Annotated in this window: 16 protein-coding genes; 6 read left to right on the top strand and 10 right to left on the bottom strand. The window is 41.4% G+C overall.

Annotated features, from left to right (window positions below):
- The first annotated feature begins 216 nt into the window (after positions 1-216).
- Both hemW and HWQ43_RS06725 read left to right on the top strand, forming a co-directional pair.
- Entirely contained in the window at positions 217-1,398 is a 1,182-nt protein-coding gene (gene hemW, locus HWQ43_RS06730) for a radical SAM family heme chaperone HemW (RefSeq protein ID WP_292731504.1), read from the top strand.
- 10 nt (positions 1,399-1,408) lie between these two features.
- Complete coding sequence (locus HWQ43_RS06725) at positions 1,409-2,296, top strand: UTP--glucose-1-phosphate uridylyltransferase (protein ID WP_292731502.1); 888 nt, start codon at positions 1,409-1,411, stop codon at positions 2,294-2,296.
- A gap of 127 nt (positions 2,297-2,423) precedes the next feature.
- Here HWQ43_RS06725 and HWQ43_RS06720 read toward each other — a convergent pair whose 3' ends face one another.
- Complete coding sequence (locus HWQ43_RS06720) at positions 2,424-3,821, bottom strand: hypothetical protein (RefSeq protein WP_292731500.1); 1,398 nt, start codon at positions 3,819-3,821, stop codon at positions 2,424-2,426.
- A gap of 512 nt (positions 3,822-4,333) precedes the next feature.
- Between HWQ43_RS06720 and HWQ43_RS06715 the strand changes: the two genes are divergently transcribed.
- On the top strand, positions 4,334-5,458 hold the full coding sequence (locus HWQ43_RS06715; protein ID WP_292731498.1) for a THUMP domain-containing protein: 1,125 nt from the start codon (positions 4,334-4,336) through the stop codon (positions 5,456-5,458).
- A gap of 112 nt (positions 5,459-5,570) precedes the next feature.
- A complete protein-coding gene (locus HWQ43_RS06710; RefSeq protein WP_292731496.1) occupies positions 5,571-6,143 on the top strand; it encodes a hypothetical protein in 573 nt (190 codons plus the stop codon).
- Between the two features lie 358 nt (positions 6,144-6,501).
- Here the strand turns inward: HWQ43_RS06710 and HWQ43_RS06705 are convergent, their stop codons facing one another.
- From HWQ43_RS06705 to HWQ43_RS06675, 7 genes are all read right to left on the bottom strand, one after another.
- The gene (locus tag HWQ43_RS06705) at positions 6,502-7,089 is read right to left on the bottom strand and encodes a hypothetical protein (RefSeq protein ID WP_292731494.1); all 588 of its coding nucleotides are present in this window, start codon (positions 7,087-7,089) and stop codon (positions 6,502-6,504) included.
- 95 nt (positions 7,090-7,184) lie between these two features.
- The gene (locus HWQ43_RS06700; RefSeq protein WP_292731492.1) at positions 7,185-10,793 is read right to left on the bottom strand and encodes a DUF4114 domain-containing protein; all 3,609 of its coding nucleotides are present in this window, start codon (positions 10,791-10,793) and stop codon (positions 7,185-7,187) included.
- A gap of 474 nt (positions 10,794-11,267) precedes the next feature.
- Positions 11,268-11,864: a response regulator gene (locus HWQ43_RS06695; protein ID WP_292731490.1), complete on the bottom strand. Its 597-nt coding sequence runs from the start codon at positions 11,862-11,864 to the stop codon at positions 11,268-11,270.
- Positions 11,865-12,122: 258 nt separating this feature from the next.
- Positions 12,123-13,742, bottom strand: a complete 1,620-nt coding sequence (locus tag HWQ43_RS06690) for an NAD(P)/FAD-dependent oxidoreductase (protein WP_292731488.1) — start codon at positions 13,740-13,742, stop codon at positions 12,123-12,125.
- A gap of 213 nt (positions 13,743-13,955) precedes the next feature.
- Entirely contained in the window at positions 13,956-15,443 is a 1,488-nt protein-coding gene (locus HWQ43_RS06685) for a helix-turn-helix transcriptional regulator (RefSeq protein ID WP_292731486.1), read from the bottom strand.
- Positions 15,444-16,113: 670 nt separating this feature from the next.
- Positions 16,114-16,596, bottom strand: coding sequence for a hypothetical protein (locus HWQ43_RS06680; RefSeq protein ID WP_292731485.1), 483 nt, complete (start codon positions 16,594-16,596; stop codon positions 16,114-16,116).
- Between the two features lie 129 nt (positions 16,597-16,725).
- Positions 16,726-17,181 (bottom strand): CAAD domain-containing protein, encoded by a 456-nt coding sequence (locus tag HWQ43_RS06675; protein ID WP_292731483.1) that lies wholly within the window; start codon positions 17,179-17,181, stop codon positions 16,726-16,728.
- Between the two features lie 794 nt (positions 17,182-17,975).
- On the opposite strand from HWQ43_RS06675, the gene HWQ43_RS06670 reads away from it, so the two are divergent.
- A complete protein-coding gene (locus HWQ43_RS06670) occupies positions 17,976-18,413 on the top strand; it encodes a hypothetical protein (RefSeq protein WP_292731481.1) in 438 nt (145 codons plus the stop codon).
- Positions 18,414-18,481: 68 nt separating this feature from the next.
- Positions 18,482-19,003, top strand: coding sequence for a hypothetical protein (locus tag HWQ43_RS06665; RefSeq protein WP_292731479.1), 522 nt, complete (start codon positions 18,482-18,484; stop codon positions 19,001-19,003).
- A gap of 103 nt (positions 19,004-19,106) precedes the next feature.
- On the opposite strand, the gene HWQ43_RS06660 is transcribed toward HWQ43_RS06665, so the two are convergent.
- Positions 19,107-20,132 (bottom strand): LD-carboxypeptidase, encoded by a 1,026-nt coding sequence (locus tag HWQ43_RS06660; protein ID WP_292731477.1) that lies wholly within the window; start codon positions 20,130-20,132, stop codon positions 19,107-19,109.
- 245 nt (positions 20,133-20,377) lie between these two features.
- Positions 20,378-22,855, bottom strand: coding sequence for a dynamin-like GTPase family protein (locus tag HWQ43_RS06655; RefSeq protein WP_292731475.1), 2,478 nt, complete (start codon positions 22,853-22,855; stop codon positions 20,378-20,380).
- Positions 22,856-23,036 lie beyond the last annotated feature (181 nt).

Here is a 23,036-nt window from a genome sequence, read left to right as displayed (position 1 = left end):
AAAGTTAAGTATTTTTTATTTCATCGGTAAGATAAACTCATCAATATTGACTTACACTAAGGGTTTAGGCTGACAATATCTGCAATTATTATAACCAAAGGATTTTATCTTAATATTTTTCATTGTTTTGTTGTAAAAAGACAAAAACTTGTAAATAAACTACTTATTTTCATTGTCTCTAATTCGCAGTTGGATTAACTTAAAACTTTTCTCAAAATGAGTAAAAAATTTAGTATTTCTGGAATTGCGAGTTCTGCTTATGTGCATATTCCCTTTTGCAGACGGCGGTGTTTTTATTGTGATTTCCCTGTCTCTGTTGTAGGCGATCGCTTGCGGGGCGAAACATCTGGTACTATTTCCCAATATGTTGAGGTGCTATGTCAAGAAATTGCCATTACACCAGCATTTGGTCAACCCCTAAAGACAATTTTCTTCGGCGGTGGTACTCCTTCGTTGCTCTCAATAGAGCAGCTACAACGGATAGTCACAGAGCTACAGAAGCATTTTGGGATTGCGTCTGGGGCAGAGATTTCTATGGAAATTGACCCAGGCACCTTTGATTTAGCCCACATAGCAGGATATCGCAATGCAGGCGTGAACCGGGTAAGTTTGGGTGTACAAGCCTTTCAAGGAGAATTATTGCAAAGGGCGGGGCGATCGCACTCAGTTGAAGATATTTTTGCAGCTGTGGAACTAATCCACCAAGTCGAGATTCCCGTATTTAGCTTAGACTTAATTTCTGGATTGCCGCATCAGTCTTTAGATCAATGGCAATATTCCCTAGAAAAAGCCGTAGCGATCGCACCGACTCACATTTCCATTTACGATCTTACCATCGAACCAGGTACAGCCTTTGGTCGTTATTACAAACCTGGCGATACTCCTTTACCTACGGATGAAGCCACAGTCAAAATGTACCAGATGGGTCAGCAGGTTTTAACTAGTGCCGGTTATGAGCATTATGAAATTTCTAATTATGCTCAACCTGGTCATCAGTGTCGGCATAATCGAGTGTATTGGGAAAACCGCCCTTATTATGGCTTTGGTATGGGTGCGGCGAGTTATGTTGAGGGGAAACGATTCACTCGTCCGCGCAAAACTAAGGAGTATTACCAGTGGGTACAAGCTGGCGGTGTCATTGATTGTGATGTTACCCCCCCAAAGGAAGTATTGTTAGAAACGTTAATGTTGGGGTTGCGTTTGGCAGAGGGTTTGAGTTTGGCGGCGTTGGCGGCAGCTTATGGTGAAGCGAAGGTGGAGGAAATTTGCAGGTATTTGCAATTGTATTTTGAGAAAGGTTGGGTGGAAATTGTAGAGGGAAGATTGCGTTTGATTGATCCCCAAGGGTTTTTGTTTTCTAATGTGGTGTTGGGGGAATTGTTTGAGAAGTTGGGGTGATGAACTGCTTATGCAAAAAAATAAAGTTAAAAAAGCTGTGATTCCGGTAGCTGGTTTCGGGACTCGTTTGTTTCCAGCTACTAAAGTTGTCAAAAAAGAACTTTTCCCGATTATTGATCGAGATGGTAGGGCAAAACCTGTGATTCTTGCAATTATTGAAGAGGCAATTAGTGCTGGAATTACAGAAGTGGGGATTGTGGTGCAGCCAGATGACAAAGAAATATTTGCAGATTTCTTGAAAAAACCACCCAAAAAAGAACTTTTAGAAAAACTTTCTCCACAAAATCAAGAATATAGCCGATATCTCGAAGATTTAGGTAGCAGAATTACCATTCTGTTACAAGAGGAACAATTAGGCTATGGTCATGCAGTATTTTGTGCCAAGGATTGGGTACAAAATGAGCCTTTTTTGCTCATGTTGGGCGACCACATTTATGCATCTGACATTGAAAAATCTTGTGCTAGCCAAGTTTTAGATGTTTACGAACAAGTTAATCAAAACGTTGTTGGCTTAACTACAATGCCAACAGAAATTATTCATAAAGCTGGGTGTATAACAGGAGTTTGGCAAGAGGTAAACTCGATTTTGTCAGTTACACAACTCTATGAAAAACCTACTATTGAGTATGCACAACAGCATTTACGTGTAGAGGGAATTTCAGAAAATGATTTTTTAGGTATATTTGGCTTATATTTACTAACGCCGAAAATTTTTGACTTTCTAGCAGAACATATCAACCAAAATTTCCGAGAACGAGGTGAATTTCAGTTAACATCTTGTCTGGAAAAATTGCGTCAGGAAGAGGGAATGACAGGATATGTTGTTAAAGGCAAGTGTTTTGATACAGGTTTGCCAGATGCTTATCGTCAGACAATGATTGATTTTAGAAAAATATAGATTAATATTAATTTGCCCCTGTTGATAGCCTCCTTTTTTTGTTAAAGCACTTTTCAGTTAGATGAGTTACAAAATGCCGGACTCAAAATCAGACACAAAGAATTTCTACTTTCTTCCTACTGCCTCCTTAAAAAACTACTTCAAAACTAGCGGTAGTTAGAGCCGGGAAAGAGGTAGCATCCAATTGTGCAAATTTACCCCCGGAATTAATCTCAGCAAAATCATCTGCCGAACCATTAGGGTTATAAAAAAGACTACCATTTGCGCTATTATAAACGATCGCTGCACTACTACTTGCAGCTAAAGTATCGTCCGTCACTGTGGCAAAGTCTGCGGAATTTAATTTAGTCGGGAAGACTGAGTTACTTAGAGCAGTAAAGGTAGATTTAGATAATTGGATCTTGTCTTTCTCAGGAGTGAAGTCACTAATAGTATCAACTCCGAGTTCCCTAATATTAAACTTTGATCCTGTTGCAAATACAAACTTATCTGAGCCAGCGCCTCCTTCTAGTAAGTCGTCCCCACTATCTCCCTGTAGGTAATCGTTGCCTTTATTCCCGATCAGAATATCTTTGCCACTACTGCCAAAAAGAATATCATCACCTTTGCCCCCCAGAAGGTTGTCGTCATCACTACCCCCATCTATTTTGTCTGCACCAGCTCCACCAACAAGGATGTCACAACCTGCCCCCCCATCAATGTAATGATTACCAATAACACCAGAAAGCGAAATACTGTCATCACCATCCCCAGCAAAAATAACCTTATTGCCAGCCGAAAAATCCCCCCAACTAAAGGTATCGTCTCCCTTGGTTGTAGCGACATCAGTACTGATTACATTTCTAGCTCGAGCAACTGCCTCTTTTATGAGATCAGCAAGATTCTCACTTTTAGAACCAAGAGTCAGTACACCACCTCGACCAAGCTGGGTAACTAGTGTCTCGTAATCGGCTGCAACATTACTCGTAGTTAGAAAAATTGGAATAATGTTATTTGCTTCTAGCGCAGTTTTTACTTGTCCGATCTGTGGATAATCTTCATAAGCATCAGCTATCCCATCTCCATTATTGGCAATAGTATCACTTGGAATAGCTGCTGCGCGATCGCCGGCAACGTGATAAATACTATCGGTGGCTACTATAACAACACGAAATGAACCTACTCTGTAACCAAGACTGCCACCGCTATCTAAAGCTGCGAACAAGAGTGCATCTAATTGTGATTCTGACCCATCATTGCCACCAAAAGCTTGAAAGTCAAAGATTTTGTCTTTAACGGTTGTGACATTATTTGTCAAAGCGACTTCTGCTTGATATACATAGTCAGCGTAACCCCCAAAAGGCAGTATTGGCTTATCCTTGAAAGAGGCAATACCAAATTTCAGGTCATTACCAAATATCTTTTCTAATGTCGGGTTGGTTAAGCGATTTACCGTCGCAGGAAGTACGGTTTTAAGCTGGATTAAATTCTCATCAGATGACGATGTTAAGTCTTGTAGCAAAACAAGATCAGATACTAAAGTCATAGTTTTTCCCTCTGACTATTTTTATTAATGGGTTGTATTGCAAAGTGCCCGAATACTATTTCAGCTTGATATTAGCAAGGTTAATTGATTTAAGATAGTACTTAAACTGAAGAAAATATAATCTCTTTCAAAAAATCTTTGCTGTGTCCTGACTCAGGCTTGATTTAGTTTGTCTGGGGCTTGTGGTGAGTTACCGAAGAAAGGCAGAAGGCAGGAGGAAGAAAATATATTTTTACCCTCTGCCACTTTCTTTTAGAACAAGTAAATTTATTTATGTTTGCGTAGTGTGTCGTAGACAAGAAAGAAGAAAATATGTATTTTGAGGTGCGTAGCGAATATTTACTGCCTCCTTGTTGAAACGAAACCCATAAAGAAATTTAGGAGGTTTACCTCCTGCCTCTAGCTTACTAAGGTTATAGTTGCAGACTTAACGAAGAAGAATGTCACAAGATATGAGTTAAGCTAAAGTGCGTTAATGGGTGAGCAGTGAAGATAATGCTTTGGATTATAGGATGAATCAGTATTTTGCAACGGTTGCTCGCGGATTAGAAACCCTCGCGGCTCAGGAGTTAGAGCAACTGGGTGCCCATTCCGTAGAGTCGGGGTTTTGCGGTGTAGCCTTTGAGGGCGATCGCACTCTACTTTATCGCGTCAATCTCTGGGCTAGGTTGCCGTTCCGAATCTTGGTGAATATCCATGAGTTTCCATGCCTTGATGCCAAGGATCTCTATCGCGGTATCCAGACTATCGATTGGCAAAACTATCTGACGCCAGAGATGACGCTGGCGGTGAATGTCACGGGCAAAAACGATCGCCTCAACCACAGCCACTTCACATCTCTCCAAGTCAAAAATGCGATCGTTGACCAACAGAAAGAAAATCTGGGCGAGCGTTCAAATGTAGAGCTTCATGAACCAGATGTGCGGGTTAATGTTCATATTGAACGCGACTTTTGTACCGTTAAACTCGACAGTTCTGGAAATAGTCTGCATCGCCGAGGCTACCGTCCTGCGGTTGGAGCAGCCCCTCTCAAGGAATCTCTCGCTGCTGCCCTGATTCAACTTTCAGGCTGGCAACCAGACCAAATGTTCTACGATCCTCTGTGTGGATCTGGCACTTTACCCTTGGAAGCTAGCTTAAAGGCGCTGAATATAGCACCAGGGCTGTTTCGTGAATCCTTTGGATTTGAAAATTGGCTCGATTTTGATCTGTCCCTTTTAGAAGAACTGCTCCAAGAAGCTAAGGACAGCCAACTTGATAGCCTGAGCGCACCTATTTGGGGAAGCGATCGCGATGAAAATATAATCGAGCAAGCGATTAATAATGCTCAAAACTGCGGCGTTGATAACCATGTATGGTTTTCTCAAATGGAACTTGCTGATGTTGTCGCCCCCGCAGACAGTGGGATTTTATTCTGCAATCCACCCTATGGCGAACGTCTGGGGCGAGATAGCGATTTAGGGGCATTTTACAAACTTTTGGGCGACGTGCTGAAACAACGCTTCAAAGGCTGGACTGCATTTGTCCTCAGTGGCAACAAGGAACTGTCTCAATCAATTGGACTAAAATCATCCCAGCGAATTGCGGTGTACAACGGAGCGTTGCCTTGTCAGTTAATGAAATATGAGTTGTATTAAGACAATTGTCGGTTTGTAGTATGTTGAAGGCGATCGCTCTCAACCCCTAGCTGTCTAATTGGTATGTAAAGCAGGTAAGCTGAAAAAGGAATCTACCAGCAGCAAAAGAAGCGTGATAGTAAAGAAGCCACGTCATCGCCCACAACGAAGTTTTCCTGATGCCCAACGCATAATTGTGGAATGTGAGTTAGATAAGTGTATTCATTGTGACAACAATTTAGTTAACCACAGAGCCTGGCATATGCGTAAAACCGTTCAAACTATGAGTGGAGCAGTGTTTGTAGCAGGTAAAAGCAAAGAATGTAAGAATCGGCTCTGTACGCACTTTAATAAACACTACTACGCAAGTGGTGTATTGAAGTATAGCTTGCCCAGTAGTACTTATGGTTTAGATGTGCTGGCATTTATAGGTTGGCAACATGAACATGAACATCAACAATTAATTGAGATCCAAGAAAAGTTAAACCAGCGTGGGATCGAAATTAATGAGCGGAACGTAGGCAAGCTATACCGTCAATTTCTGGCACTGTTGGGTGTGGAACGATTGCACATACGCTACTCGAAATTAGCTGCCACAGCCCATGAACATGGCGGTTTGATTTGGGCAATATCAAGTTCTCTTTCTTGCCGAAACAGAACTTCAGTTACTTGCACAAATTCAGCAAGTACCTGTAACAGAGTATAAAACTCAACGTCGTAGATTAGCTTTAGCCCAAGCTCCTCGTCAACAAAAACGTCGCCTTCATCGTAATCCAGCCAGCACAATACAAGCTTTGGTCAATCAACATACGGAACTTCTCTCTGTGCTTGAGTCTCAAGCTCTTAAATACTGATTAGACAGCCAGGGGTTAGTTGCAAATAAATCTTCTAATCAGGTGCAACAACCATTAACCTGTGCTGCTCTTACAAGGAGTTAATTTTTTAGTTTATAGGTTTATCGTCACATGGATAAAGCTCAAATGATTTCACCTTCTGTGTTAGTAGACAAGCACCATCAAGCAGCAATCACTTTAGCTGCACGTTATTCTGAGACAGTGTGATTTTTACTTCTCCCAATCAACCAACACCCCATCCACAATCGCAATACCCCACTGCGGAAACTTCGCTAAAAGCTTTTTGATCACGATCTGCAAAGCCGGATCTTCCCAGCACTCCTGCAAGAATTCAAACCCCTGATTCTGCCCCGAATTCGCCGCAACTTTCAGTTTCTGCATACGCCCCGGTCGCATATTTGACCTCGCTACAATCGCCTCATGTGAACATTTTTCAGGATTTGGCACGGGCGCGGCGGAACTTTCACCCTCATGAACTGTTGTGACTTCTACACATGAAACTGAATTTTCAACTAACAACAAAGCGGGATTACCTGCTTTTACTTGCGTCTGTGTTTGATTAGCGTAGACGTGAAACGGCTTGTCGCTAGACATCGCAGAATTTAAAGAAAATTCATTTTGGGCGACGGACACGGCGGAACCAGTACCTTCTTTACGAGACGCTACGCGAACATGACAGTCTCTTGGCTCAACACCACAATTCTGGTTTTCAGCCAGCAACGTTCGCGCAGCGTCTCCAAGAGTTGCGGGATTACTTTGTGCAGCATTCACAAGCGTTTCGGCTTTTCTTAGTGCCATTCGGGTTTAAACCCTTGAACATTCGTTCACGGCTTTTTGTCAGGAGTCAGAATTCCTTCTGCCTCCTTACAAAAAGCCTTTCTTCGATAAGATGACTAAATTGTGGTTGCCAAATTAACTTTGATAATCAGATCATTGAAATCCTTGTCGCCACCATTGGCTAAATCCTCAAAGCCAAAAGTATTACTAGCTAACAAACTAATGTGATCCGTATTATCAGAATTAGCACCCAAGAACGGGAAATAAACCGCCGGATCATTACTAGAATTGTTATCTAAAAGCGCATCAGGAGTAGCATTCACAATCATGAAGGGAGCAAAAATCGCACCAGGTTGGAAAGTACCAGTAAAACTAGCAGAACCTTGATTACTCACACTCAAATCAATACCAGCAACCCGACTACTCACAGCAGCCTGAATATAACCAGCCTGTCCCGTGAGAACATCAGCATTACCATCGCCATTGGTATCAATTCCCCCATTTTCATCAGTCACCTGATAAAAGCCGACATAATTGTTATAAGACGCCTCTCTGTAAACATTAAATTCCGCTTGAACTGATTGTTGGACATCTCGCAAATCAATCAATTCACCTTGAAATTGACCTTGGAGATTTGTACCCAAAGGTAAAGCTTGATCAGTCTGGTTAATTTTCACCACCAGATCATTAAAATCTGTAGAACTATTACCAGAAGCATCCTTCCAGCCTAAAGAGAAACTATTATCACCCAAGTCGGTAATTTTTTGGGTTGAGACACTAGAAAACAGTAACTTGCCAATGGAATTAGGATCATTGCGTACAGCATCAAGCGTACCGTCTTGAACTAACAAAAATCTAAAATTCTGACCAGAATCCAATTGCAGCAGCCTGGTGAGATTATTAGTATCAAAACCATTGGGGTTATTAGCGATCGCAGATAAAATTACTTGTGAGCGAAGTATTGCAGCTTGGACATAACCTTCAGCACCAGGAGCAATACCACTAATCGTACCTTGAAGATCATCAACAGTAAATAAACCCAGTTCATTCACTACCGGAGAATTGTGTCCAGTCAGTTGGATTTCCAGCGTGGCTTTGTCATCCTGGCCTGTGATATTGAAGATATCATCATTGGGGTTAGTCAGACGGCTGGGTATTTCGTCGTTAACATTAATAGTCAACTCCTTCTCAAAGTTGAGACTACCATTATCAGTAGTGCGGACGCGGATTTTGTAAGTAGGCTTAGTTTGAAAGTCTGGAGAATTGTTGATTTTGAGGGTATTGCCATCAATGGTGAAGGCATTATTATCAGTATCGTCAATTTCCGAAACTAAGCTGTAGGTGAAATTATCGTTTTGATCTGGGTCGGTGCTGTTGAATGTACCGATGACGGTGTTGGCTGCGGCTTCATCATTGACGGTGTTGGCACTCAACTCCAAATCTGTGGGTGCATCATTAACGGCAGTGAGATTAATGTTGCGGGTAGTAGGACTGCTATCTAAGGTGCCATCATTGACGACAAAGCTGATGGTGCGGGTAGTGGTAGTGGGGTTGTCGCTACTGTTTTGATAGGTAACAGAACGCAGTGCAGTTTGATATTGGGCGACGGTGGCAGTGCCAGTTAAGGTTAAGACACCGTTGTTATAAGTGCCAGTAATAATGTTGTTTGGGTCGGTGAAGGCGAGGATGTCTTCTGTGGTAACGAAACCGTTGGTAAATTTGACGGTGGCGCTGGTGAGGTTTTGTGAGTCTACATCGCTGACGGTGATGCCAGAGTCGATGGCTGTAGCGGCGTTTTCGGTGTAGGTGAGGGCGGTGGCGGTGGCGGTGGTGACTGGGGCATCATTAACGGCAGTCAGATTAATGTTGCGGGTAGTAGGACTGCTATCTAAGGTGCCATCATTGACGACAAAGCTGATGGTGCGGGTAGTGGTAGTGGGGTTGTCGCTACTGTTTTGATAGGTAACAGAACGCAGTGCAGTTTGATATTGGGCGACGGTGGCAGTGCCAGTTAAGGTTAAGACACCGTTGTTATAAGTGCCAGTAATAATGTTGTTTGGGTCGGTGAAGGCGAGGATGTCTTCTGTGGTAACGAAACCGTTGGTAAATTTGACGGTGGCGCTGGTGAGGTTTTGTGAGTCTACATCGCTGACGGTGATGCCAGAGTCGATGGCTGTAGCGGCGTTTTCGGTGTAGGTGAGGGCGGTGGCGGTGGCGGTGGTGACTGGGGCGGTATTAAGGTACTGAAAGGCAGCAGAGTTAAGGTCTAACCCAGTGCGATTTTCAAAGATCGCAATGAGTTCATCGGGTTCGCTACCGGGTTTGTTAATCCTGAGGTTTGTGTTGTTACCAACGATGTCTAAGCGGTACTGGTTAGACGAACCGAGAAGTTGAACTTTATCTTCTAGGGCATTGAACCCGACAATCAGGGCGTAGTCGCTATTTCCGGTAGTGGTGCTGATGCCATCGTCATAGTAAATACTGGTATTGCTGGCCAGAATGTAGGTATCTGAGCCGGTATCTCCGGTCAGTATGTCGAACTCTCCAACAAAACTGTTACCAGCCACCCCAACTAGGGTATCGTTTCCAGCACCACCATTCAGGATATTATTGCCACTGCTTCCTATGATGCGGTTATTTAAGCTATTACCTGTACCGTTACTATTACCTGTACCTGTTAAGGTGAGGTTTTCTAAGTTCGCACCTAATGTATAATCTGCAAGAGAGCTAATGACTGTATCAATGCCACCTGCAACAGAAGCATTAGTTTCAGTTACTACATCTGTAGCGCTGTCCACATAATAAACGTCGGAGCCATCACCCCCGTCCAAATTATCATTACCGGCACCTCCGTCCAAACTATCATCACCTAAACCACCAATCAGATTGTCATTTCCTGCTCCACCAGTTAGGGTGTCATCCCCGTCACCGCCATCGATAGTGTAGTTACCCGAAGCCGTAGCTAAAATGGTAACCCTATCGTTGCCATTCCCTGTATTAATGGTGTTAATGGCGCTGGTTGTAGATGCCCTGACGATATCTGCACCAGAACCAGTTGTAATAATTTGCTGGCCCGTAGTAGAGGTTGCGTTCACTACAACTGCATTTGTGCTGGTACTGGTTATGGTTTGTGCGCCTTCAGCAGATGTGGCCTTCACTTCGACAAGATTTACACCATTACCAATACCGTCACCAATCGTCTGCGCCCCCGCTCCGGTGGTAGTTGCAAAAACTGATTTAAGACCTACACCTGTTATATTCAGTGCCCCGGCGCCAGAGGTTGCTGTCACCGTGGTAGCACCTGAACCCGTTACAATGTTCTGTGCACCCGCTATGGATATTGTTTCGAGGGTTGCCATCCCGGTGAATGTGGTCATGGCGATGTTAATCACACCGGCCCCAGATGTTTCTGTTGTTAGGTTTACGCCTGCTATAAATGCCGTGTTAAAATTAGTACCTGTAGTAATGGTTTGTGCACCATCACCTGTCGTATTGATTACAATATTCTCGATATTGCTTAGATTAGTCCAGAGAGCATCAGGCGGTGCTATCACACCGGCCTGAAGATGTTCAATATACAGCGTATCTATACCTAATCCACCATTGAGGGAATCGCCAGAATTAAAAGTATCCGTTCCCGCACCATCATAAGTCCCATTAAATGTGTCATTGCCTGTGGTGCCAACAATGGTATCGTTGTTGATGGTTAAATTGTAAGTAGCCATAGTTATTTCTCCAATTCAGTAATGTCAATACCTTTGCCAAAATAAGAGCCTAGAAAAATTTTGGCAAAATCGGCAAAATTACTCATAAATAAGCGTTTCGCTTAAAAGGTAGTTTGTCATCTCAAACCCTTATACTGCGGTCAATACGTTAAAAAAACCTTGTGGGGAACCTTATGGGAAACCTTAAAGAACTTATTGTTTTTGTCAAACCTCAGAGAACAGCGAGTTAATAGTGAAAGCGTCATTAACTCACCCTCGTAAATTTACGAAGGTATTGTAAACCGTAAATATACGTAATTATTAACTTAAGTAAGTCTTAGAGGATGTTTATTCTGAGCGGCTTCAGTAATACCTGAACTTCAGTCAAAACCAAGATTTAGCTATTCCTATTGACCTCGTCTACCTCAGGGACTATGTTATGCGGCGATCGCCATTGGTAGATTCCTTTTTTAGCTTACCTGCTTTACATACCAATTAGACAGCTAGGGACTCAAATGGAGAAAGTAGCTCTGAATTTAAAATGCCCTCTCGCTCTAGAATATTTTCTAGCACGGAGATTGTCATTTTGATATTCGATAAGGGCATTCGCATTTCATGAGAGGCGGTTGCTAGAAAATTATTTTTCAACTGGTTGAGCCGTTGAGATTGTGACAATTGCTCTCGTTGATAACGATTGAGTGCTGTTTGAATAGCAACATAAAGTTGTTGTTCCTTGACAGGTTTGAGAATGTAACCAAAAGCAAATGTCATGTTAGCCCGATCCAAAGTGCTTTTGTCAGAATGCCCGGTAATATAGACCACAGGGATTTGAAAACGATTCCAGATTAGCTCCGCCGCCTGAATACCGTCCATCTCACCCCGCAACTGAATATCCATCAAAACCAAGTTTGGGAGTAATTCACCAGCTTTCTCAATTGCCGTTTCTGCCGTATCGATAATATCTAAAACAGTGTATCCCAGCAGTTCTAAAGTTTCTTGTAAATTCATGGATAGGATAGACTCATCTTCAACAACCAAAATCCGAACTTTTTCTGTTATCTGGGTGTTTGATAAAATGCTGGTCACGTTCATAAGCTACTTCTTATAAAAGAAATTTTGAAGCATCTACAACTCATAAAATGCTATGAGCCTAGCTTTCATCAGAAAGGCGAAATGGCAAGGAAACCCTGATGTAGAGACGCAATAAATCGCGTCTTAAAAGATCAATTATCTACACCAATAACCCTTAACTCAAGGGGATTGAGATAAGAACATTTGTGGGGTAAAATATTTCAAGACGATCAAACTCTGACACGCACCAAAATTTAGTTTTTCCTATACCTGCTGTCATCAGATTTTGTGATTTACGGTTTGCAATATACTTAAAGCCACTGCTTCTGCTACCTTAATCCCATCGATACCAGCCGAGAGGATTCCCCCTGCGTATCCCGCGCCTTCACCAGCTGGATAAAGACCGACTGTATTTAAACTCTGATAATCCTCTTTGCGTTTAATCCGAATTGGTGATGAAGTGCGGGTTTCTACCCCAGTCAACACGGCATCGTCCATCGCAAATCCTTTAATTTGTTTGTCAAAAGCGGGAAGGGCTTCGCGGATGGCTGCGATCGCATAATCTGGTAAACTCTGGCTCAAATCACCCAAATGTACCCCAGGTGTATAAGACGGCTTAACTGTGCCGAATGCTGTAGAAGGGCGATGGTTGAGAAAGTCTCCCACCAACTGCCCCGGAGCTTCATAAGTTCCACCGCCCAATTTAAAAGCCTGTTCTTCTAAGCGCCGTTGAAAGTCAATTCCCGCCAAGGCGTTGCCCGGATAATCTTCGGGGGTGATGCCCACAACGATTGCACTGTTGGCATTGCGCTCATTGCGAGAGTATTGGCTCATCCCATTGGTGACAAGTCGCCCCGGTTCTGATGCGGCTGCAACTACCAAACCTCCCGGACACATACAGAAACTATAGACGGAACGACCATTTTGGCAGTGGTGAACCAGTTTGTAATCGGCAGCACCTAAAAGCTTATGACCAGCTTGAGGGCCGAAACGACATTGGTCGATGAGAGTCTGAGGATGTTCGACCCGAAAGCCAATGGAAAAAGGTTTAGGCTCGATGTAAACCCCGCGATCGTATAGCATTTGGAAGGTATCGCGGGCGCTGTGCCCCACTGCCAGAACGACATAATCGCTGGCGATATATTCCCCACTGGCGAGGGTGACTCCCCGCACTTGTCCATTTTCGATGTTAATATCTTCCACCCGGCTTTCAAAGCGAATTTCGCCGCCGAGGGATTCGATTTTTGCACGCATACTTTGGACGATTCCCACCAATTTGAAGGTGCCGATATGCGGTTTGTTGATATAGAGAATTTCCGGTGAGGCTCCGGCGTTGACGAGTTCGGTTAGTACCTTGCGCCCATAATGCTGAGGATCTTTGACTTGACTGTAGAGTTTGCCATCGGAGAATGTACCCGCCCCACCTTCGCCAAATTGAACATTGGATTCTGGGTTGAAGTCTGATTTTTTCTTCCAAAAGTTAAAGGTATCAACGGTGCGATCGCGAACTTTTTTCCCACGTTCTAAAATAATGGGACGGAACCCCATTTGCGCCAGCATCAAACCCGCAAACAATCCACAAGGCCCAGTACCAATCACAATGGGGCGAATCGCCAAATTGCTCGGTGCTTTTGCCACTGGGCGATAACTCATGTCTGGAGTGACCATTACATGAGGATCTTTTTTCAGGCGCTTGAGTAGATGAGTTTCCTGAGTCGTTTCTACATCCAGAATATAAACAAGAGCGATCTCTCCTTTCTTACGGGCATCGTAGCTACGCTTGAAGATGGAATAGCTGATCAAATCTTCGTCCGTGATTTGCAGCTTTTTGAGGATGGCAGTCTTGATTTCATCTTCAGGATGATCAAGCGGGAGCTTTACTTCTGTTAGTCGTAACATAGCGAGGAGAAATGCATACTGTCTATCAAAATATTAACAAGAGAGGCAGGAGGCAGGACGAATACTGCCTTTTGGCGAAACCTTACATAAACACTGACTTTTCACGTCATGGAAAAACCCACGAAAAACCTAATCTCCCTCCCGACACAGTTGCAATGAGTAATAATACATAGCACAAATTACCTCAGAGAAACAAGAAAAGTTTAGTTGAAATCAATACCTGTTAACGTGTAGTTCCAGTGTATTGAGCAACTTGGGCAAGTCCTTTTGAGAAACCTGACGTGTACCCGTCTCGACTGCATCAACCCAGGAAACGCTTTTCCCCATCGTTGTAGCGAAAAATGCTCTAGACCAGCCTTTTGCTTTTCTCGCTTCTCTAATGACATTACCTGATAGAGGCTGGATATTGTTTGCACTTAGCTGATTCGAGTCCACCGTCAAGCGTTCCTGTACTTCTGCTGGTAAATGAAAACGCCATCTAGAATTGAGTATTTGATTCCAGTAACCTATAGGTCTTTTAGCAGTTTTGCTGCTTGTTAACCAAGCTGGGCCTGTTTCCAGTTCTGCTTGCCATCCAGCTTCTTTGACAACTTTCAAGTCGGTTTCCAAATCATCAGCCATTTGCCGTCTAAGCTGTCTGTCTTGCTCTGCTGTTGACACTTTGTCTTTGCCGTAAGCAATCTCCATCAGAGTCTTGCCCATTACACAATCCTGGAATTCCGGTTTGATTTGGAAGGTTAGCCAAACTAGCATTCTAGCCGCGCCAGCATTTTGTTTACCAATACTAAATAGTTTCTGTACAGTTTTCTTGGTAATAATTCCAGTGTGGTAGTGGTATTTAGATTTGTTGAGGAAGTATTTTGTCCATACTCCAGCTTGACCTATCACCTTTAAACCCACTAGCTTGTTATTGCCAGCTTTATCTGTTTCAAAATCTCGAATTATGCTGATGTCCCAAATCTTTAAATCAGCAACAGTAAAAGCTCCAGCTTTCTCCTGTTTAGGCCATGCAATACAAGCTAGTACTTGAGCAGGTTGCCGTAACAAGTGGTACAAAATACTCAATTTTTCATGTTTGCATAAGTCCCTGCGTTTAACAAGCCCTGTGTATTCAAATAGCTGCTTTTCATCAATTACAAAATTGCCTGACCAAGGTTTATCTAGGCTAGCGACTAAGGCACAGTAAATCAGGTGAATAGCACACGCTCTTGGATCAAATTCGTCTATAACAACTAAAGCTGCCTCTTCTGCCAGTGTTTCTGGTTGTGGAGTTTCGGGATTATCTGTTACATAGTAAAAAAATTTTCCTTTTCCAGTTTCAGCTTCTTTTTCGTAACTAAAAGTATTATTTACTTTATTCCATGACAAGTTCATTTTTTGAGATAAGACTTCAGCAACTCCAGACAAAACTAGCGACAAAGCAGCAACATTAGTCTTACTATCAGGAAATAAAGAAGCTTTTTTAAATTGCCGAGGTTTTGCTGAATTCTGGTAATTTAATTGTAAGTTTTGCTCAGATTTATTAACTCTGTCTTGAAGAGGAATTTGCTTTGATAATTGAGTAGTTGGGTCTTCTAAGGATTTTTCATCAAGAGCAACATTAGTTTCTTTATGATTTGGATTATGGGAAATGGTAATTCCCTTTACCTGGTGAAATAGATGTAGAAGTTTACTATATAATGTTTTTGCTAACTGTTTCATTTTCCTACTACCAATCTGCTGCTCACGTAGGGAATTTACAATGATGAAATAAAGCCTGAGTTTCTTCTAATTGCCCTTGCTAGAATATAACTCTCAGCCGCTTTTCGTCGCTTTAAACAATCACCACCAATGCAAGAGATTTTCCACTAGGTGATACCAATCTAATAAAAAGTAGTCAAGTAAAAAAAATGATTTTTACTTGACCATAACTATCAGTGATGAGTTCAAGCTTTTACTGATTGTAATTACGAATTGCAGCTTTGCTGCTTGAGGTTACTAGCGATACTGTTGGTTAGCCGGATCAGGGGTCTTCGCTAGCTGGGCGGACGTTACCATACTGCCCGTAATTTCCTTGGTTGCCTCTTTGCATCAACTTTTTCACAGTAATAAAAGACAGTTAGGAGTTTTATTAACTTTAAATACGGAAAAAGTTTCTATTAAAAAATAGAATGACGGTTAAACGTCATCTATTTATCTCGACTTTATCCATTTTTGTCGTAACGTGAACGCTTATGCTGAAACCCTTGTGAGACAGTAGTTTTACTTTTTTCACTTTATCGATAATCTATGACGTGAAAAAAGTATTTGCCAAAAGACCAGGGTTTTTGCCGTATCAATAAAACCGAGTTATTAATTTTGGATAAAGTCGAGTTTATAATCTGTACAAAAATTAATTTGTCGGAACAGTACCTGCACCCAAACCCCTTAAGTCTCGCCCTGTGGGACTGTTGTTATATCCTTGAAAGTCCCGGTATTGTTGTGCCTCCTCCTCTGGAACACGAATGCCCTCTTGTGGCGGTGTTACCCAGACAGGGCGATTTTGAGCATCTCGATAGTAAACACGCCCATTCTTAGAAAGGTAGTATTTCCCTTGCGCTCCCGTTCCTTGGGCATTCTTTCGTTGATTGTAGAGGTAGTAAAGTCCAGCAGCACCTGCCAAGATTGCCACTTTCTGGCCTGTACTTAATCCCCTCCTAGCTTGGGGTTGATTTACGGGGGCGCGATTATTTAAATTTCTACCAACAGTATCGTCAATTGGAGGTGGCGTAGCATTTTGGGAACCTCTGCCGCAGCTATTAAGCAGAGGGACTGTTAGCAATGTTGAAAGAAATACTGTTGTTGTCAGCGAAGCTAATTTATTTGTCTTGATCATACATTTCCTTTTCCTGCTAATTTAGCTGATGTGGTATAAGAGTCTACAGTTCTATACAATGGTCAAGCAAAATTCAGCTTTTTACTTGACCAAAAGTTCAGATACACTGTATCCGCCACGATACTTTAGTTAGCTTAAAGTCTGTGATTCTTCTCTGCCTAGAATTTGTTTTTTAAGCAAGCGAGTTTCTGCTATTAATTCTTGCCGAGTGGAATCTTTGAGCAAATAGCGGGAAGTAAACCAAATTGTGTAACCAAGTCCAATTAATTGGAGAAATGGAGAAACTAGGGGAATATCATTTATGGCGTTGAGTACCGCCAGAAAAATCCTTAGTGCCGTAACTGTTATCACAAGCAACGCAAAGCTGATAATCAGCAATTTGTATTCTTGGTAAAAACTACCTATGTACTCAGGTATTTTTGCCAAAAATATAGAAATCTGTCTACCAATTTTTTGCCATTGTTCTTCATTTTCCGAGGCGGGTGGCAACATTGCCAGGTTTCCAGACTCTGAACCTTTAAGTGCTTCTATCTGGTTTGGGGAGGCAGTATCGACATACTGATCTTGCTGTAATTCGGTATCCATAATTATCTCCTGATTTTCTGCAATGAGAGCAGTTTTAAAGTTTACACCTTGTTATTATCGATTTTTGCAACGGTTGCTTTATAACTAGATTTCTTACTCCTTAGCAGCACAGCTAAATATTTTTTTGCAAATTTATTACGACTTTAATAATATTTAGGCATTTTTAAATTTCCTTCTCATCAATCTTTTGGCATAGATTTTCTCTTCTAGAAGTGTGATAGAGCAAGTATTACAACTTAAACAAATAAATCTTTAATAATGTAAGGATATTTTTTTAAGTGTAAGGTGTTAATAGATATATCAAAGTAGCTAGGTTTGATGGTATGTATTGATTTAGCTAAGTTTAGTTTTGAAATTTACTGCTAGAAACTAGTCACATATATGCTAGAAACTAGTCACAGTATTTACAAAAATTAGTTTAAATAAATTTTATGAAAAGTAATACGTTGATACTAAAAAGTTTTTTTATATCCTACTTGTGGGTTATAAAAATATATTTAATTACTTCGATTGATTAAAGATCAAGATAATTTAAGTCAATCCTCGGAGAGAAGATGTATATAAACTAAATTGTGTAATTTATAAAAAGACACAGCAAGATTTTAAGGAATAATTAGATGTTGATACTGATGGAACTCGAATAGAGAATAAAACTGACCGGGGTTAACCTACTTAAGCTACGAAGGTCATTACTTTTGAGCTAGTAGGAGCAGGTTTTCTATCTACTTCTACTCGAAATACTTTCAGTAGATTGATATTGCAGAAGAGTCATTAGTTTAGACGAGGTGGTTAAATTGAAAATAATTCAAAAGTTTCGTCGGGTTTTAACAGCTTTAGTTTTGGTATTAGTACTAACAACGACTGCCGCCTGTAGTGGTACTGTTCAAGCTAAACAACCAACTCAATTACCGTCTGGAATCAGTGATAGCGCCGACTATGCCTTGTTGTCACGCGGTAACAGTGTACAGGGTCAAGATTTTGGGAACTGGGTTGTCAGCACAGCCAAGGGAATTGTCCAAGATGCTTACGTGCGTGACAACAATAAGTTAGGTGTCGTGATTGCGCCTAAAGTTCGTCCGACCGAAGTGCGACCATTAGCAAAATCCTTACTCCAAGGTTTTCACAAAAATTTCCCCAATCAAGACTTAAAAGTTTTGATGTATGCACCAGACAAAAAACTGATTTTGACGGCTCAGTATGATGTGCAATCTCAGCAAGTTGAGTATAAATAGGGACTCATCTTTTGGAGAAAACCTGAGTTAATTCAGTTGATTGCAAGTATAAAAAGGAGACATTTAAAATGAGCAGCAGTGACAAGTATAAACGTGAAATTCTCAACGAGTTGGCTCACGGTAATACAGAGTCTTTAGATGATGTTTCATCTGACCCAACTCAGGAATACCAAAATTTTGACGATTTTGCCCAGCGTTCATCTCACGATCAACGTCGGCAATTGTTTAGTCAATCTTTCAACCATAACAGCATTCCACCAAGCCAACTGGAGCCAGAACTCCAAAAAGCGATCGCTCAGATTAAGCCTAACGAACGGGATGATGTTGCACGGGCATTTTTCAAGCACTTAAAGCAAAGAGGTCTAGACGAGCGGCATCTGGAGCGAGATTTGGGGCTTTCTACCCACAACCCTAACCGCATAAGTGCAGATGACCTCAGCAAGCTGGCATCTTTCACATATCATAGCCATCCTGACATCTTCCAAGAGGTGATGGCTGAACAACCAGCGATTCTTAAGTTTCTCAGTAATCCAATGGTTGGAGCAGCTTTAGGAGCGATTGCCTCTAAATGGTTTGGTCGTCATAAGTAAGCATTTCCAAACTTGATACACATAGTTCTTTGTCTGAAATTTAGTGGCTTGCAATTTAGATAAAATGTGAGCCACTATTTTTTATTCCAACCTTCTGGCTCATTCACACAAGGCTAACAGCTGCCTCTAACATTCGTATTGTCCCAAGTTCAGCATTTATTTCCACTTCCACGCCGATTGGCAAGGTAAATTTATCCTTAATATGACCAATCATTGAACCATACCAAGCAGGAATACCTAAAGGAAGTATGTGTTGTTGCAATACTTGCATTAATGTAAATGACGGTTCATCTCCAAGACTACATTTAGTGCATTGCCCAAAGATAAAGCCAGCAATTTGATGAAGTATCCCAGCAGTTTTTAACTGCGTCAGCATCCTATCTATACGATAAACATCCTCGCCAACTTCTTCCACAAACAGAATGCTTTTGTTCCAAGTAGGTAGGTAAGGTGAACCTAGCATTGCTGATAGGACTGACAAGTTTCCACCCACAAGTTTACCTCTCGCCTTTCCCGGTGCTATGATCTCCATCCGCACTTCGCTAGGGTTGAGATTTTGCATAGTCACCGCTTCAGCACTAAATAGGATGCGCTTGAAGTAATCGACTGTAAATTGATTCCAGGTAGACGTAGCAACTGGCCCATGAAAAGTAATCATCTGACTACGGGCATTAATTGCTAACAATAGCGTCGTAATATCGCTGTAACCGATGATAATTTTCGGATTTGAGCTGATCAGTGAGTAGTTGAGTAGGGGTAAAATGCGATTACAACCCCAACCACCACGCATGGGGATAATTGCTTTGATGGTGCGATCGCTAAACATCAAGTTTACATCCTGGGCGCGATCGCTGTCTTTACCTGCTAAATAGCCGTAACGGTCTAAAATATGCTTCCCCAGCTTGACTTTTAACCCTAACTGCGAAATTGATTTCTGCGCTGCTTCGATGTCTTTGGCGTCAACGATCCCCGCAGGGGCGATTAACCCTACGGTATCGCCAGCTTGCAGGCGGGGCGGCTTGCGGATGGTGTTTGGAGATGGCTTACCTTGGGCGCTAAGTGTTGGTATTTGAGTGGCTAAGGTAGCCAGCCCACAGGTTGCAAGAAATTCCCGACGCTTGATATTCATAACCATTTAGTTGGAGACTGGAGATTGGGATAGTGACGAATTTTAATAGGTTATAGCAACGCCTAAATCTATTCATAAAAAGACATCTTGCAAAAGTAACTTTTGCAAGATATTGGGATGCATGTTAAAGGTTAAAGGGTAAAGGAAAATTCCATACCTTTACCCTTTTCCCCACAATGCCAAGAAGTCTACTAACTACAAGCTACAAAAATTCAAAATTATCTGTAGTTTATCTGCGATTCATACTAAACCTCTGCGGCCTTACCAGCTAATCCATCTGAGTTGACAAATCCATTATTAGCAAATTTGCCATTAGTGTCTAATAAATCATTGGTAATAGATATATCTGTATTACCAATTACAGGCAAAAGATGGTCAGATAATTGCATATCTTGTAAACAAGTATTGATACTAAAAGCTGCTAAATTATATACTGAAATATTTTCTTCGAGACTATTCAATAATCGGCGATTATTCGCAATTTTTTCTTCAGCTTCTTGCTCTAATGTTTTTTCTAAATAAGCACGCGCCTGGGGGTATTGCTGCAATATCTCATCTGCTTGTTGATTTGCCATTGGGATCAATTGAGTTTTCAATGTTTGATTAATGGTTTGACGAAAAGATTTACGAATAGTTTGGGAAACTTTTGGCTCAAAATCCAATTTCAATAATTGTCTAATTGCTGGTTCTACTTCCACAATGCTTTCAGCGTCGTAACCTTGAGAAGTTTGTGATAAAGTTTGGCGACATTGATATATTGAAAAAGTGCCTTCATCGTAAAATCTAGGGCTTTCTCGCACAAAGCGATCGCACTCTACACTAGCTGCACTTACTAATGCTTGAGTAACGCTTTTTTCTAAATTTCTAATCTCTTGTTCAATGCCGCCATCATTATCTAATAAACGATACAACTGGCGATAATATTCTGACTTGCGAATCTTATCAATCAATCGCTGGAAATAATTCGCCACTACTTGCTGAGAAGATTCAATCAAAATATCTTCCAATTGATTTGCTAAGTAATAAAATGCCTCTACTAAAATAGCAATCAAAGGTGCAGTAGCATTGCGAGGATGGCTGATAGTTGCACGTCGATAAGCATAAGCTACAGAAAAAGTATCTAACAATTCATCTAAACGGAGAATCATTCGTGATTGCAATTGCTTAAAATCTGCTTCAAAAGCATCACAAGAATTATTAATTACATGGTTAACTTCTTCTGTGATATGCTCGCTAAATTCTCTCCCAATTTGCTGTAGTTGCTGATTTAGGCGTTGTAACTCTTGCGCCTTCATTGTCTCAATTTCTTGGGGCTGACTATCTAAATCGCGTTGGACACTCTGATAATGTTTTTTGAGCTTAATACAAATATCTTCCAAATCATCAGCAAGGTTTTTAAATAATTGGGGACGCTTTTCTTCTGTAAGGTAACGAGTAATAGCTGTGCGAAATTCTTCAGTACCACTATCTTGAATTAGCTTTTCTATCAGTTCATTTCCCCAATCTCCCAGAATTCGCACATAATTTTGATTTGGAGTTTCAAAGCCATTAACAGAGACACGGAATTTACTGGAAGATAGCTTTCCTGAATTTACACAGTAGTTGTTAAACGCATAGACAAATTGTGGTGTTTCTTCTTTACCATCTAAACCTTTAATACTTTCTGCAAAAACAGAATCTAAACCAAATCTCTCTTGTGGGCTTGTCTGTTTAATTTGACTACCGTAAAATCCTAATAATCCACTGGTTTTATAAACCTTGTTTGAATTACCAAATTGCCCGCTAATTAAATTATCTAATCTTTGCCGTAGCTGAGTATTATACCAAGTTTCATCGATCCGGTTGAAGACATAGAAAACGCGATCGCGTACTCCCCCATTCTCCCGCATTAATTCTAAAAGTTCGGTTTCTTCTTTTGTCATGTCACCCGCCGAAGCAGGTTTTAGCACACACACCACCGCCGAAGTCTCAGGATGTTGAATTTTGGCATAAGTTAGTTGGGCATCTTTCTCTACTGGCGCATCTATACCAGGCGTATCAATAATTACATTACCATCTTGTAGCAAAGGATGATTGCAGTAATATTCTATCCGCTTCAATACCGCACTATTACTACCACGGCGGGCATATCCAGCCGCTTCCTTAAGGTTAGAAAAGTTAAATTGCTCCATTGAATATGTAGCATTATTAACCGTGTAGATGCGATCGCGGTTTGCCATATATCCCTCTAGCAACAACATTAACGCCTTCGCCTGTTTTGCACGTTCTGATTTACTCTCACCACCCTCCTGTTGAATAATCGCTTCAGAACCTTGACGTAGTAGGCTAATTACCTCAGCTTGGTTAATATTAGTGACTGTCTGAAATCCTAGTTGCTGACACAAAGAAACTGCTTGTTCCCGAATCTCTGCTTCACTTAAAAACGTCAAAACAACACGTTCTTTATCTACTTCTGCATACTCGATTTTGCATTCTGTACCTGTAGCGTGTCCCTCTGCACTGTAGAGTAATTCTCTTTCTAATAGTGCATTGATTAGCATTGATTTTCCAGCACTAAAAGCACCTGCAAATACAATTTCAAACTTCGGAGAAATCGCTTTAATTAAAGAAGTTCGTACAGGTGTAATATCTGGGGAACGTAGCGTTGGTTCTTGTTGTAATAGTTGTAATATAGATTCAACCTGCTCTTTCAAATTTTTGCATTGAAGCGGCATATCTGACATATTCAGCATCCTGACAATATTTATGTATATCTTAGTAATATTTATTATTTTGATGGTTCAGTAAAATTCCTGAGAATTTCATTGTGTTTTAGCTGCTGGATAATCTATACGCCCCTACTTAGAACACGGAACTTCAAGCATAAAACCTTAAAGCCCACTCGCTGATTAACAACAAATAAAC

The sequence above is a fragment of the Nostoc sp. JL31 genome, from assembly GCF_017114965.1.
GTDB lineage: Bacteria > Cyanobacteriota > Cyanobacteriia > Cyanobacteriales > Nostocaceae > Nostoc > Nostoc punctiforme_A.
This window is presented reverse-complemented; position numbering and strand designations above follow the sequence as displayed.